Raw genomic sequence first — 14,182 nt, forward strand, 5'->3', positions numbered from 1 at the left:
CTTTCACGGGCTTGAGCGGAAAAGGAAAGGGCCGTGCGTCAGGCAAGGCCCAGCGCGGCGCGGCGTTTCTGGGTGAGGCCAAGGCTGGCCAGGCGCCAGCTTTCGGCAAGGTGGGTTTTGAGCTCGTCATCGCTGACGCTGGCGTCAGAAATGCGCTGGATCCACAGCATGCCGCGCGAGGCGAGATAGGGCGCGGGCCGGCAGCCGGGCGCATCGCGCAGCACCTCAAACACAATGTCGGAGCATTTGAAGGTGACGGCGAGGCTCTCGTCCTCGCCCCAGCCGGCCACGGCGAACACCTTGCCGGTCTGCCCCTCGCCCGCGCCCACCTTCCACACATGCGCCCCGCCCCACTGGATGACATGGGAGGCGGCGGGCAGGCGCGCGCAATGGGTGTTGTAATCGTCTAGCGTCATAGGCTCCATCCCGACGCCGGCATGACCCGGATCCGGTCCTGAGGGTGCGATCTCAGCCCCGTGATGATCACGGGACGCCCCTTGGAACGTTGAAAGATGAACTTCGCACGCGCCGGCCCGGGCGCGCAAGGGTGGGCGCGCAAGGGTCAGGGGCCGCGCTGCGGGGCGGGCGGCCAATATCTTGCCCGGATCGCCTCGATGTCGATCCCGCGCTCATCGCGCAGCCAGGCCAGGAGATCGAGGCGTTCCTGTTCGCCGGGAAAGCCCATCTCTATGCCATTGAGGAGATTGTAGACGATGGCGTCGAAATCGCCGGTATATTCATAGCGCCTCAGCAGCTGGACGGCGATCGGGACGCGATGGGCTGAGGCCTGCTCGACGATATTCGATTGATTGCCCGAAGCGAGCTCAAGCCGGGCGCCGGCATCGAGCAGCATGAACATGTTGCGCCACTGCCGGTCATCGAAGGGCGCCAGTTGCGGGCCGAGGTCGAGCCACTGGCCCCGCTCATACGCCAGCCTCAAGGCGGAGGCGCCGACGCCGCCATGCACCGCATTCGGGTCGCCGCCATGGGCGAGCAGGAGCGCCAGCACGCCCGGCTCATGAAACTCCGCTGCGATGAGCATGGGGGTGTAGCGGTCAATCCAGTAGGCGTCGGCGCCCGGATAGACCGGCCCGAAATCGCCATCGATCATGGCGTTCGGATCGGCCCCGGCCGCCAGCAGCACCTCCAGCGCCGCAAGCTGGCGCAGAGCGGGTATGGGTCTGACGGCGCCGGGGCCCCGGCTGACCGCCTCATTTGCGATCATGTCGTTGAACTGAAGTCCATGACAGGTCAGCGCCCAGATCAGGGGCGTGACGCCGTGGCGTCCGGCCGCATTCACATCCGCACCGCCGGCGATCAGATCCTGAAGGGCTTCAACCTCGCCATTGCAGGCGGCGGCCGCCACGGCCCGGGCGGATTCACTCTGGAATATGTCCCGCGCGTGTTCAGCCGAATGGGCTGGCTTGCTGCACCCCGCTATGGCGAGGGCGCACACGATGATGATCGCCAGCCGACCCAGTTCCACAAGGTTGCTCCAACACAGACGCCCGATCTTGACCGGCAAAAATGTCTTTGCCTAGCGGCTCCAAAAACGGGGCGAGGCGCTCAGCAGGCTGCCCGCGACGCTCCCCGGGACGAATCGAGCGTCACCCGCCCAGGGCGCCGCGCGCAAGGGCGCCGCGGAGTGCTTGGCGGTCCGGGGCAAGCGGCCTAGAACTTGGCGCCATGAGCCCGCGCCCCGTCCTCGCCATCGCCTATGATTTTGACGGCACGCTGTCGCCGGGCTCCATGCAGGAGCATTCCTTCATCCCGGAGATCGGCGAGGACAAGGCGGCGTTCTGGGCGCGGGTGAATGGCGATGCGGCGCGGCTCAAAGCCGACAATATCCTCGTCTACATGCACGAGATGGTGAAGGCGGCGCGCAAGCAGGGCGTGCGTTTCCGCAAGGAAGACATTCAGCGCCACGGGGCGCGGGTGGGCTTCTTTCCCGGCGTGGCCGATGGCTGGTTCGCCCGTCAGCGCGAACGCGGCGCGGCGGCGGGGCTGGAGGTGCAGCACGTGATCATCTCGTCGGGCCTCAAAGAGATGATCGCGGCCAGCGCCATCGGGCCGGAATTCGCCGCCATCTTCGCCTCGGAATTCAAATACGACGCCTATGACGTGCCCGAGTGGGCGGCGGCGGCGGTGAACTACACCAACAAGACCCAATTCCTGTTCCGCATCAACAAGGGCGCGATGGACCCCGGCGACCACGCGGCGGTCAACCGCTATGTGCCCGAGGACGAGCGCCCGGTGCCGTTCCGCAACATGATCTATATCGGCGATGGCGATACCGATGTGCCGTGCATGCGTACGGTCAAGGAACAGGGCGGCGTATCCATCGCGGTGCACCCGCCTGAAGACGAGGCCCTGGCGGCCAAGACCGCCCAGCTCAAAGCCGATCACCGGGTGCATTTCACGGCCCAGGCCGATTTCACCGAAGGCTCAGGCCTGGACGCCTATGTCGCCGCGGCCATCGACAAGATTGCGGCGGTGGAGCGCCTGAAGGCGCTGGAGCGCGGCTGACAGGGCGAAGGCTCAGGCCCAGGTGCGGCGAGGCGCCCCATCGCGTCCGGCCCCGGAATGCGCGAAATGTCCCTAAATCAATGAGGGATATTTCATGAGCCGCCGCGACACCATCCTGCACCACGCCCAGGCGCGCACGCCGCGCTACACCAGCTACCCCACCGCGCCGCATTTCCATGAGGGCGTGGACGCCGACACGCTGGCGCGCTGGCTGGGCGCGCTGGACCCGGCGCGGCCGGTCTCGCTCTATGTCCATGTGCCCTATTGCCGGTCGCTGTGCTGGTATTGCGGCTGCAACACCCGCGCGACCACGCGCAGCGAACCGGTGGCGGCCTATCTTGAACGCTTGCTTGCAGAGCTGGACCTGATGGCTGCCCGCCTGCCGGGGCGGATGACACTCTCCCACTTCGCCATGGGCGGCGGCACGCCCGCCATTCTCTCCCCGGACCAGATCAGCGCGCTGATGGACGCGGTGCGCGCGCGCTTTGAGTTTCTGCCCGGTGCAGAGCTGTCCATCGAGATCGATCCGCGCCATTTCACCCGGGCGGATGCGCTGGGCCTGGCGCGCAACGGTTTCACCCGCGCCTCCACCGGCGTGCAGAGCTTCGATCCGGCGGTGCAGGCGGCCATCAACCGCATCCAGCCCTGGGAGCTGGCGGCCATCGCCTTTGACCGGTTGCGCGAGGCGGGGGTGAGCGCGATCAATATCGACCTGCTCTACGGCCTGCCGCGCCAGAGCACAGCCAGCGCGCGCGCCAGCGCCGAAGCCGCCGCAGACCTCGCGCCGGATCGGCTGGCGGTGTTCGGCTATGCCCATGTGCCTCACATGATGGCCCATCAGCGCCTGATCAAAGACGCGGACCTGCCCGATGCGCGCGGGCGGCTGGACCAGTCCGACGCCATGGAGAGCGCCTTGCTGGCGGCCGGCTACCAGACCATCGGCATCGACCATTACGCCCGCCCCGAAGACGCCATGGCCCGGGCGCTGGCGGCGGGATCGCTGAAGCGCAACTTCCAGGGCTACACCACCGATCCCTCGGACACGCTGCTGGGCCTGGGCGCCTCGGCGATCGCCGCCCTGCCCCAGGGATATGTCCAGGCCCACAGCGATGTGCGCGCCTGGGGGCAGGCGGTGGAGGCCGGACGCCTCACCGCACGGCGGGGCGTGGCGCTGACGCCGGATGACCGGCTGCGCCGGGCGGTGATCGAGCAGATCATGACGTTTCTGGAAGCCGACCCCGCCGCCATCGCTGCGGACCATGGCCTGCCTGAACCCCGGGCCGATCTGGCTGCGCTGGAACAGGCGGGCATTGTGGTGCGTGAGGGCCGCCGCATCCGGATCGCGCCGGGCTACCGCCCGCTCGCCCGGCTCGCTGCGGCGGCGTTCGACGCCTACCTGCCCGCCAGCGTGGCGCGTCACTCGGTTTCGGTCTGAACACACCCGCCCCCTCGCAAGCCGGCGCCCGAGCGGCTATCTCTGGAGAAGACACAGACGCCGGGAGCCGACATGACCACAGATGCGTTCGCCGCCTTCGAGTTCGACGCCGCCGATGCGGCCCGGGTGCTGGACCATGCGCTGGCGGGCGCCGATGACGGGGAATTGTTTCTGGAGACCTCGGCGTCGGAATCGCTGGCCTTTGATGATGGCCGGCTGAAGATCGCCAATTTCTCGTCCGAGCGCGGCTTCGGCCTGCGCGCCGTGTTTGGCGAGACCACGGGGTTCGCCCACTCCAGCGATCCGTCCCTCGCCGCGCTGACGCGCGCCGCCGAGACGGCATCCGCCGCCCGCAAGGGCCGCGACGCGGTGATGGCGCCCCCGCCGCCCCGCGCCAACCAGCGCCTGTATGACGATGTGGACGTGATCGCCGAGCCGGGCTTTGAGGCGAAATCGGCCCTGCTGGCCGAGATCGACGCCTGGGTGCGCGCGCAGGATTCCAGCGTGGTGCAGGTGTCGGCCTCGCTGACCGGGTCACGCCGGGTGATCGCCATTGTGCGGTCGGGCGGCGATGTGCGCGCCGAAGTGCGCCCGCTGGTGCGCCTGAATGTGTCGGTGACGTGCGAGCGCGACGGCCGGCGCGAGACCGGATCGGCCGGCGCGGGCGGCCGCGCGGCGTTCGAGCACTGGCTGGCGCCCGAAAGCTGGAAAAGCCTGGCCGCCGAGGCGCTGCGCGTGGCGCACGTCAATCTGGAAGCCGTGGACGCCCCGGCGGGCGAATGGCCGGTTGTGCTGGGCCCGGGCTGGCCCGCCGTACTGCTGCACGAGGCGGTGGGTCACGGGCTGGAAGGCGATTTCAACCGCAAGGGGACCAGCGCATTTGCCGGCAGACTGGGCCAGCAGGTGGCGGCCAAAGGCGTGACCATCGTCGATGACGGCACGATACCAGACCGGCGCGGATCGCTGTCCTTTGATGATGAAGGGACGCCCACTTCGCGCACCGTGCTGATCGAGGACGGCATATTGCGCGGCTATATGCAGGACCGGCAGAACGCCCGGCTGATGGGCATGGCCCCCACCGGAAACGGACGGCGCGAAAGCTATGCCCACCCCGTGATGCCGCGCATGACCAACACCATCATGGAGAACGGCTCCCACGATCCAGCCGAGATTCTGGAAAGCCTGAAGGACGGCATCTACGCCAAGAATTTCGGCGGCGGTCAGGTGGACATCACGTCTGGCAAATTCGTGTTCCGCTGCACCGAGGCCTACAGGGTGCGCGGCGGCAAGATCATGGAGCCCATCAAGGGCGCCACCCTGATCGGCGACGGCCCGGCGGCGCTCAAACAGATCACCATGATCGGCAATGACATGGCGCTGGACTCCGGCGTGGGCATGTGTGGCAAGGGCGGACAGGGCGTGCCCGTGGGCGTCGGCCAGCCGACCCTGCGCGTTGAAGGCCTGACGCTTGGCGGGGCGGGGTAAAGGCGTTTAGGTTCAGGTCCGGGATGCGGGGGCGGATCCGGAGCGGAGGGCATGAGCATCATGCTGGCCACCCTTCTCAGTGCACTCAGTCTTTACGCCGCCCATGACAGTGCAGCCGCCGCGCAGGACACCCGGCTGACCCTTGAGCGTGCGTCCACCGGCCAGTTCCTCGTGGATGTAACCATTTCGGGCGTGGGTCCCTGGCCCTTCATGATCGATACCGGGGCGAGCCACACCACGCTGGCCCTGCCCGTGGCCGAGGCGCTGGGCTTCATCTCCACGCGCGAGCATCTTCATGCGGTCCAGACCCTGACGGCGGAGACGCTGGAGGAGCGGCTCGCGATCGCCGATATGCGGTTCGGGCCGGCGCGCGCGGCCAGCCTCAACGCGGTGGTCGCCGATGTGGTGGGCGATGAGCTGCAGGGGCTTGTCGGGCTTGATGCGTTGGCCGGCGAGCGCGTGCGCCTGGACTTTCCCGCCGGCGAGATCGTCTTCGATGTGTCCGCCATTGATCACGCCCACGGGCGCATCGATCCGGTGCATGGCGTGGCGATGATGGAGGCGCGTGTCCACGGCGTGCGCGAACCGGTCATGGTGCTGGTCGATACCGGGTCCGGTTTCACGCTCATCAACTCGGCTCTGGCGCGCCGCCTTGACCGCGAGCCGGTCATGCGTATGCGCATCGGCGCCATTACCCGCTCCGCCCCCAGCGCCGCCGTCGAGGAGCGCGCCCGCCTGGAACGGGTGCGTCTCGGAGCGATCTGCATCCAGGCGATGGGCGCCATTCAGGCGGATGTGGACATGTTCCGCGCCCTGGGCTGGCGCAACAGGCCCGCCATGGTATTGGGCCTCGATCTCTTGCAACACGCCATCATCACGGTCGACGGCCCGTCAGGCGCCATCCGTCTCGATCCCGGCGTGCGGGCGCTGACCTGCGCCGACGCGGAGCAGGGACCGTCCTGAGGCGGGTTCAGACGCCGGACATTCGCCTCTGGCCGGGTCAAGCAATCAAGGCCGGCTGGCGTTCGCCGGATGAACGCCGTTTTTCCGTCGCCAGTTGAAGGAGAAGACCATAGCGGCCACCGATGCGGCTGTTGCGAGCCAGAATGGAATTGACACTCCGGGAATTTCCGGGCCGACCAGGTACCAGATGAAATACTGCAGGTAGACAAGCGGATCGCCACCAATATTCGACCGCTCCACGCTTCCCCCAAGTGTCACATAGACGGCCAAAACGCTCCACGCATAGGCCGCCAAGGCGAAGACGGCAGCGCCGCCGATCAGGATCGCTTTTATAGCTCGAGACATGACAGGGCTCCGGCTGGTCTGGATGTCCAGTTTTCACTCCGCTTGCGCCGGTGTCTACGCCGTCTCCGCCCCTACCCGTCCCGCGCCGCGACCGCCTTGAGCGCCTGGGTCAGGGCGGCCTCCACTTCGTCGCGCCCTACCGGGTCAGGCAATTGCTCCTGCGCGGACCGGGCGAGTTCACGCATCTGGCGCAGGCAGGCGTCCGCCATGGCCTGGCGCGATGCCGCCTCGGCGATGTCTGTCAGGACGCGCAAGGCGTGCAGGGTGACCGACCTGTCGCCCGCGATGTACTGGCGCATCCGGTCGAAGGAGCGGTCAAGCATGTCCTCGAACGTCACGCGCTGATAGACCACCGGATCGCTGCGCATGGCCGGCTGCACCGGGGGCCGCCTGGCGAATGAGACCAGACCGGCCCGCAGCCAGTTGAGGCACAATACCGCCGTGTGGGGATCGTTCACGCCGGTGGACAGGGCGCGCCCGAGCACTTCGACCAGCTGGTCGGACAGGAACAGAATGTCCTGAAAATCAGTGCGGTTGGCGCCTTGCGTATAGCACTTTCGGATGCGCTGGGGCAGGTCCTGGCTGGTCTGGGCGCCGGGCGTGACGCTCATGACGATCTCGTCCGCCACCAGAAAATCACCCGGCGCGCGGTGAAGCACGATCTGCATTTCGTGTTCGCGCGCGATGTCGGTCAGGCTTTCCAGATCGATCTGCTGCAGGAAGCCTGCGCCCTTTGCCCGGATAAGGGCCGCGCTGTCGTCTGCCGGCGCCGCGCGCCAGGCGGTCACATCGACCGCGTCGCCCTCATCGCAATCGCGCGCCTCCTCCCTGTCCAGCATGGCGACGATGGAGCTGTGCAGCTTGTCCCCGATCTTCGCCGTCAGATTCATGATGTTGATGGATTCAGGGATGTGGTGGATATAGGCGATCAGCGCGCCGACAGCGGCCAGCGTAAGCAGCAGGGCCAGAAACACCGAGAGCTGCGGCACGAAGGCGTCGAGCTCATTGCCCGATGCCTCTGCGCTGGCGTGGACGGTGCTCAGAACCGTGATGCAATACACGAAGGTCGCCACGAACACGCCCAGGACGACCTGGTTCTTGCGGTCGCCCATGAAATTGCCGATCAGGCGCGGCCCGTAATTGGAACTGGCGAACGACACGGCCACGATGGTGACGGAGAACGCCACGCCGGCCACGCCCAGCGTGGCGCCGGCCAGCGTCGTCAGGATCGACCGGGCGCCGTCCACACCGCTGGCGCGGATGAAATCCACCGACTGGATCCAGTCCGAGCCGAGCCGGGCGTCCAGATAGGGCAGCAGGAAACCCAGCAGCACCGCCGCGGCGGTCATCGCGCTGGGCCAGAACCAGTAGTTCTGCTTGAACTGCATGATCCGGCGGAAGATGAAATTATGCATCCAACGCCCCGGCGGCGGCGCTGCACGGGGCGCCGATGCTGGATGCGCATGCGGTCACTGCGCAGGCTGGAGGTCAGCGTCCTGGCGCGCCTGCCCGCCACGCGCCGGGGCCAGGGTCAGGGCCGGGGTGTCCGGGCGGGTTTTGAGCATGTCGAGCAGCATGGCTTCAGAGTGCCCGTCGGGCGCCTGATCTGTCCAGACCTTGAACGCCTTCATGTCATACGACCCGAAGGAGGTGATCATCGCGCCGTCGGCCGCGTCGCGTCCGCGCACCATCAGCACGCGGCCGATCCGGGGCGTGTTGTAGCGCGCGTCAAACGTATACCAGCGCCCGCCGACATAGGCCTCGAACCAGGCGCAGAAATCGCCCGGCCCCGAATACGGCACGCCGATATCGCCGAGATAGCCGCTGGCATAGCGGGCGGGGATGTTCATGGCGCGGCACAGCGCGATGGCCAGATGTGCAAAATCCCGGCACACGCCGGTCTTTTCACGGTGCGCGTCACTGGCCGTCTTGGTGCTGCGCCCGAAGCCATATCCGAAGGTCAAATGATTGTGGACATGGTTGCAGATCGCCTGCACCCGCGCCCAGCCCGGCGGCGTCGCGCCAAACAGATCAAACGCAGCCGAGACCAGCACGTCGGATTCGCAATAGCGGCTGGGGGTGAGGAAGCGCAGCGTGTCGCTCGGCAGATCGGCGACATCGTGCTGCGGGGCGTACCAGTCATACGGGTCGGGCTGTCCGTCGACCTCGATGAAGCAATCGGACCACAGCGTCAGGCGCCCGGCCGGCGCGGTCAGCCGGTGCAGCCGGTTGCCGAACGTGTCCACGAAAGGCTGCAGCTTCACGTCCGGGGTGGTGTGGACATCGGAGAACCCGATGACCCGCCCGTTCAGGCTGGTGTGCGGGGACAGGGCGAGGATCAGGACGGCGCCCGCCTTGCTCTCGATGGTGATCTCGTAGCCGATGCGAATGAACATTGCCGCCCTTCCTGGCCTGACGTAGGCTTTTCTCTGTTGTTGCACGCCCTGCCCGGTCTGCAAGACGCCCGTGCGGCGCGATCCGACACCCTGAACAGACACGCTGAAGGGCCACGCGATCCGAACCCTGCGCATCCTTCACCGAACGCGGTACGCCTATGACCGCCCGGTCAGATTTGGCGAACACCGCCTGATGATCCGGCCGCGTGACGGACACGACATGCGGATCCTGGATTCCAGTCTCACAGTGTCGCCGCGTGCGGACGTGCATTGGGCCTTCGATACATTTGGCAACTCTGTGGCCGTACTTTCGTTCCACGACGCTGCAGACGAGCTGGTGATCGACAGCGAATTGTTGCTGCGCCGGTATGGCCTGGATGAGCCGATGGTGCGGATCGGGCGCTATGCCGGGGCCTACCCGCCGCAATACGATGGCGACGAGCAGATTGATCTCGGCCCCTATTTCATCTTCGACCAGCCGCAGGACCGCGACGCGCTGGCCGCCTGGATGGATCATGTGCTGCCCGACCGGCCGGGCGGCAGCCTAGACGTGCTGCGCGCGCTGAGCGGCGCGATTCACGGCGCGTTCGCGTATTCCCGGCGCGATGAAGAGGGCGTGCAAACGCCGTCGCAAACGATCGCGCTGGGATCAGGCACCTGCCGCGACTTCGCGCTGTTATTCATGGACGCCGTGCGCAGCCTCGGCTTCGCGGCGCGCTTCATCACGGGCTATCTGCATGACGAGGCCGCGACCAACGGGTCCGGCGAAGACATGACCGGCGGCGGCGCCACCCATGCCTGGGCCGACGTCTTCGTGCCGGGCGCCGGCTGGGTGGAGTTCGACCCCACCAACCGCATTTTCGCCAGCCGCAATCTGATCCGGGTGGCCAAGACCCGCACGCCAGCCCAGGCCCGCCCGGTGAGCGGAACTTTCACGTCTGAAGGCGGCCGGTTCCTGGGACTTCAGGTCTCGGTCAGCGTGACCGACGCTCAGTAATATAGCGGGCCGGCGCGAACGGCAGCGGACATGAGAAACGGGCGGCCAACTGGACCGCCCGCTCCCATCAATCAAATTCGGCCTGGCGCTTAGCTGTTGTCGTCAGCCGCGTCTTCAATGGCCTCGCCAGCGCGCTGCGTGTCTTCGCCGACGCCAGCGATGGTGTTGCAGCTGGCGACCAGGATCGTGAGCGATGCGAAAACGAACGTCAGAATGTACTTCATGATGGGTTCTCCTTTGTGGAGTGGACTGAACGCGCAAAACGGCGCGCAGTTCCGCGCGGAACTGCGCAAGATCGGGTTTGCTTCCGGGCGAAGCCGTCCGCCCCTTACCCGCAGATCAGAACCGTCCTGTGATGATAGTCGGGCGGCGACGGGTGGTCGGTGACGCGGGTCGTCCGCAGCGCGCCGCCCGGGTGTGGCGTAAAGCTGAATGAGGCTGAGCGCGTTGGCGTGGCCCTCGGCGATCTGCCCGGCCGGAAGGCTGGCGCGGATCGCTGCGGGCAGATGGCAGATGATGATCAGGGTGAGCTGCAGCATGACCAGAACGGTCGCCGCGGCGAGCGCCGCCATGGGAATGATCAGGATTGCAGCGGCCCCCGCCACGACAAGGCCTGAGCGCCACGTGTAGTCCCGGCCTGGCTCGGCGCCGGGCGCCGGGAATGCTGCGAATTGGAAGACATGCAGCATCACCGGACGCTGACCCATGCCAGCGGCGGCGGCGGCGCGGACTGATCCGGACGTGTGCGTCATATCGATGCCTTCCTGGCCTGCTGCGCCTTGTCCAGGTCTGATGCCTGCGCCCGTGTGAGCGCGACGTCGAAACGTCTGCCGGCTCTTAGAGAACGTGCGGCCCGCCACTGCGTTCCCACGCGCCGGCAGCAACCGCCAGGGTCACGGCTGGCCGGCGCGCGCTGCGGCGCTGCGGCGCCCGGCCTCCGGAACGGAAGCGGCCAGGCGGTGTTGGAGGATCGCTGAAGGACACGCGCCGCGTCCGCGCCGCATGCGCCGCCGCGCACCGCCTCGCAGTGTCTGTCCGTCACCCAGCGCAGCGCCATGGGCGCCGACACACGCTACGAGGATTCAAAGGGCTGCAGCCTGGCCGAATACTGGGAGGTCGAAGGTGCAGGCCACGCCTGGGCCGGCGGTCAGGCCGGCGGCAGTTGCACCGACCCGAAAGGACCCGACGCATCGCGCGAGATGCTGCGCTTCTTCCTGCAGCACAAGCGGGCCTGACGGCTATCCGCCCCCCCTGCGCGCTAGCCCGGCCCCGCTGTCGAAGACGATGGGGTCAGGTCAGGTCAGGTCTGGCCTGTCCTGTATTGCGCTCTCGGTCACCCGCCCGGCCAGCAACTGGGTCAGGACGGTCCGGCTGCGGCTGACCCGGCTCTTGATGGTTCCCACGCTGCACCCCGACGCTTTGGCCGCTTCCAGTTGGGAATACCCGTAGGCGCCCATCAGGACGAGCGCTTCGCGCTGGCTGGGCGCCAGCTGACCCATGGCGGCCATCAGCTCATTGAGCGCCAGCTTGTGCTCCTGGCACGGCTCCTGAACAACGGACAGAGCCAGGGCGCCATCGGCGTCCTCCACCTCGCGCCGGCGTTTTCGCAGATCGGAATAGAAGGTGTTGCGCAGGATCGTGAACAGCCAGGCGCGCAGGCGCGTATCGGGGCTGTAGCTGTCGCGGGACGCCCAGGCTTTCAGGAGCGTGTCCTGCACCAGATCGTCGGCGCGATGCCGGTTGGATGTCAGCTTGAGCGCCCGGCGGCGCAGCACGGGGGCTTGCTGCGGGAGGAGCAGGTGGAACGGATGTCGTTCGGTCACGGGGCGCCTCCAGCTTCGGGGTGACAACCGCCGCCAGCCTCGCGCCGCCATGACGGCCCCGCGCCGGTGCAGCGCGGGGCCGGTCTGGAACGCGCTTCAGTTCGCGGCGGTCGCGTTCACGCGGTCTTCGGCCAGCGCCGACAGCTTGCGGTCGGAGCCGTACACTTCATCGAGCGTGGTCTTGAGATGCGTTGCGGCTTTGGAGTGGCCGAGCTCCCTGGCCCAGGCCACGAGCGTGCCGTAACGGGCGATCTTGTAGTGATCCATCGCCTGGGCGAGGGAGATGAGCGCCGCGTCCATGGTCTCGGCGTCTTCGATCTCGTCCATCAGGCCTTCGGCTTCTTCGACGAGGCCGACCATGGCGTCGCACTTGGCGCCGCGCGCCTGCTTGCCGATGACCTCGAACACCTCGTCAAGCCGCACGACCTGATCTTCGGCCTCTTCGCGGCTCGCGGCCAGAGCGGCCCTGACCTTTGAATCGCCCGCCTTGCGCTCCATTTTCGGGAGCACTTTGAGGAGTTTGCGCTCGGCGTAGAGCACATCTTTCAAGGTGTGGTGGAACAGGTCTTCGAGCGTTTCGATCGACATGGAATACTCCATAAACGGGGGTCGTTGCGGGGTGGGCTTCCGGGGGCGCCGCCTTGCAGCGGCGCCCGGTCATCACAGCAGGAAGGCGATGATGATCACGACCAGAAGCGGGGCTCCGAGAAGCCAGGCGATGATGGCGGGCATGGGGTTATCCTTTCAGTGTCTGGAAGAGGCGGCGGCGCATCAGCGCCGCGCCATGGTGAAGGCGTTGAAACCAATGCCTTCGTCGCGGTGACGCCCGCCGGCGCCAGCAGCGGCGAAAGCGGCGACAGCCCCCAGCAGCAAGGTGGCGGCGGCGATGAAGCCGAAGATCACCCCGGCGATCCGGGCGCGGTCAGCCACTTCAGCGGCGGCTTCGAGAGCCTCGCTGATTTCAGCGTTGACCTCGTCCACGCGGGTGCGGGCCTCGGCGGCGGTGAGATCGCTGTTGGCCGCCACGATCTGGGCAAGGTAGTTGCGGTCACGCTCAGACATGTCGCCGTCGGCCGCACTGCGCGTCAGGATGCCGGCGATTTCCTGCTGGGCGTCGGGATCGACGCCAGTGATCGTCTGGCCCTGAGCGCCTTCGCTGCGCAGCATGACATTGGCGAAATAGTCCGAAGAGACCGTCTCGGTGGCGGCCTCGGCCGCCGCTCCGGCGGCGTTTGCGCCAATGTTCAGGACAGTCATTCCGCCCGTGGCGGCGAGCACCATGGCGACGACCGCGCCGGTGGCCCAGACCATCAGTCCGTGAGCGCCATCGCGCACACCGACTTCATCCTCGGTGGCGTCGCCGGCGCGCCGGCGCATGCGCCCGCACAGATAGCCGCCGGCGCCGAAGCCGGTGACCATCACCCAGGCGAACCAGATTCCAACAGCGATCGTGGCCCAGACGGCGGACAGGCCCTCGCCTTCATATGGAGAGGTTAGCGACAGCCCGAGGCTGGCGCCGAAGCTCATCAGGAGGATGGACAGCGCGAGCGCGAAGACGGCGCCGGCGAGGATTGCGGCCCAGTCGATATAAGAAGCGTCGCTCGTGTAGGGACGGGCGATTTCGGCTGCGCTATGCGGCGGCGGAAGATCAGACATCATGGACAATTTCCTTGAACTGTGACGCGCGATTCAGCGCAAGCCGACAAAGCTGAGCAGGGCCAGAATGATGACAATGGCGCCGACTATGTAGATGATCTGGGACATGGTGGTTTCCTTGGATCGCTCGATCCTGTTGGCGCCGCCTGTTAAGGGCGGCGGTTCAAGTACACATGCGCAATTCTTCAGCCGCTGAACACGCGGTGCGTGGCGACCCAAGGCGCGATGACTTAAGAAGCCGACTGGACAGCCAGGTTGGGTAGAACGCTGCCATGCCTCTGGAGACCGGGGAGGGGTGTTCCATATCGCATTGGCGGCTGCCTGACTGTCCAGTCTCTCGTTGTGCGCCTCATAGTTCGCGCAGCGTGGTCTGGCATTACGTCCCGGCGGGTTTGTTGAGTAGCGCCGGAATATACTCATGTCGTGTCTAGGTAACGGCGCTGCGCCGGAACGGTTCCCGCGAATTTTGTCTCGCGCACGTATCCGCTCACAACTAACTCTGTTAAGGAGTGAATCCGTACCGGGAGTGACGATTCACGCCGCCAGCCTGGCGGCG

15 protein-coding genes and 1 riboswitch are annotated in these 14,182 nt (G+C 66.9%); of the genes, 6 read left to right on the forward strand and 9 right to left on the reverse strand.

The features are described from left to right. Positions 1-38 precede the first annotated feature (38 nt). Positions 39-416 (reverse strand): MmcQ/YjbR family DNA-binding protein, encoded by a 378-nt coding sequence (locus L2D01_12415; GenBank protein ID WBQ09686.1) that lies wholly within the window; start codon positions 414-416, stop codon positions 39-41. Continuing rightward, positions 408-508: riboswitch (TPP riboswitch) on the reverse strand. (Overlaps the previous gene by 9 nt.) Positions 509-562: 54 nt before the next feature. Next, on the reverse strand, positions 563-1,486 hold the full coding sequence (locus tag L2D01_12420) for a hypothetical protein (protein WBQ09687.1): 924 nt from the start codon (positions 1,484-1,486) through the stop codon (positions 563-565). A gap of 200 nt (positions 1,487-1,686) precedes the next feature. On the opposite strand from L2D01_12420, the gene L2D01_12425 reads away from it, so the two are divergent. The 4 genes from L2D01_12425 to L2D01_12440 all read left to right on the forward strand — a co-directional run bounded on the left by L2D01_12425 (position 1,687) and on the right by L2D01_12440 (position 6,409). Continuing rightward, positions 1,687-2,526: a haloacid dehalogenase-like hydrolase gene (locus L2D01_12425; protein WBQ09688.1), complete on the forward strand. Its 840-nt coding sequence runs from the start codon at positions 1,687-1,689 to the stop codon at positions 2,524-2,526. A gap of 94 nt (positions 2,527-2,620) precedes the next feature. Next, positions 2,621-3,961 (forward strand): oxygen-independent coproporphyrinogen III oxidase, encoded by a 1,341-nt coding sequence (hemN, locus tag L2D01_12430; protein WBQ09689.1) that lies wholly within the window; start codon positions 2,621-2,623, stop codon positions 3,959-3,961. Positions 3,962-4,033: 72 nt separating this feature from the next. Continuing rightward, positions 4,034-5,446: a metalloprotease TldD gene (gene tldD, locus L2D01_12435; GenBank protein WBQ09690.1), complete on the forward strand. Its 1,413-nt coding sequence runs from the start codon at positions 4,034-4,036 to the stop codon at positions 5,444-5,446. A 51-nt stretch (positions 5,447-5,497) separates the two neighbouring features. Further along, entirely contained in the window at positions 5,498-6,409 is a 912-nt protein-coding gene (locus tag L2D01_12440; protein WBQ09691.1) for an aspartyl protease family protein, read from the forward strand. 45 nt (positions 6,410-6,454) lie between these two features. Here L2D01_12440 and L2D01_12445 read toward each other — a convergent pair whose 3' ends face one another. From L2D01_12445 to L2D01_12455, 3 genes are all read right to left on the reverse strand, one after another. Further along, positions 6,455-6,754, reverse strand: coding sequence for a hypothetical protein (locus L2D01_12445; GenBank protein WBQ09692.1), 300 nt, complete (start codon positions 6,752-6,754; stop codon positions 6,455-6,457). Between the two features lie 71 nt (positions 6,755-6,825). Next, positions 6,826-8,169 carry a DUF2254 domain-containing protein gene (locus L2D01_12450; GenBank protein WBQ09693.1) on the reverse strand — a complete coding sequence of 448 codons (1,344 nt, stop codon included), beginning with the start codon at positions 8,167-8,169 and terminating at the stop codon, positions 6,826-6,828. Positions 8,170-8,223: 54 nt separating this feature from the next. Next, positions 8,224-9,150, reverse strand: a complete 927-nt coding sequence (locus L2D01_12455; GenBank protein WBQ09694.1) for a transglutaminase family protein — start codon at positions 9,148-9,150, stop codon at positions 8,224-8,226. 133 nt (positions 9,151-9,283) lie between these two features. On the opposite strand from L2D01_12455, the gene L2D01_12460 reads away from it, so the two are divergent. Beyond that, complete coding sequence (locus tag L2D01_12460; GenBank protein ID WBQ11643.1) at positions 9,284-10,147, forward strand: transglutaminase family protein; 864 nt, start codon at positions 9,284-9,286, stop codon at positions 10,145-10,147. A gap of 89 nt (positions 10,148-10,236) precedes the next feature. On the opposite strand, the gene L2D01_12465 is transcribed toward L2D01_12460, so the two are convergent. Continuing rightward, the gene (locus L2D01_12465) at positions 10,237-10,854 is read right to left on the reverse strand and encodes an entericidin A/B family lipoprotein (GenBank protein ID WBQ09695.1); all 618 of its coding nucleotides are present in this window, start codon (positions 10,852-10,854) and stop codon (positions 10,237-10,239) included. A gap of 348 nt (positions 10,855-11,202) precedes the next feature. Here L2D01_12465 and L2D01_12470 point away from each other — a divergent pair, with 348 nt between their 5' ends. After that, on the forward strand, positions 11,203-11,382 hold the full coding sequence (locus L2D01_12470) for a hypothetical protein (protein ID WBQ09696.1): 180 nt from the start codon (positions 11,203-11,205) through the stop codon (positions 11,380-11,382). 60 nt (positions 11,383-11,442) lie between these two features. Here L2D01_12470 and L2D01_12475 read toward each other — a convergent pair whose 3' ends face one another. From L2D01_12475 to L2D01_12485, 3 genes are all read right to left on the reverse strand, one after another. Next, positions 11,443-11,970 (reverse strand): sigma-70 family RNA polymerase sigma factor, encoded by a 528-nt coding sequence (locus tag L2D01_12475; protein WBQ09697.1) that lies wholly within the window; start codon positions 11,968-11,970, stop codon positions 11,443-11,445. Positions 11,971-12,066: 96 nt separating this feature from the next. Beyond that, complete coding sequence (locus tag L2D01_12480; protein ID WBQ09698.1) at positions 12,067-12,558, reverse strand: DUF892 family protein; 492 nt, start codon at positions 12,556-12,558, stop codon at positions 12,067-12,069. A 183-nt stretch (positions 12,559-12,741) separates the two neighbouring features. Then, positions 12,742-13,629: a hypothetical protein gene (locus L2D01_12485; protein ID WBQ09699.1), complete on the reverse strand. Its 888-nt coding sequence runs from the start codon at positions 13,627-13,629 to the stop codon at positions 12,742-12,744. Positions 13,630-14,182: the final 553 nt, after the last annotated feature.

It is taken from the genome of Hyphomonadaceae bacterium ML37 (assembly GCA_027627685.1).
Lineage (GTDB): Bacteria > Pseudomonadota > Alphaproteobacteria > Caulobacterales > Maricaulaceae > Oceanicaulis.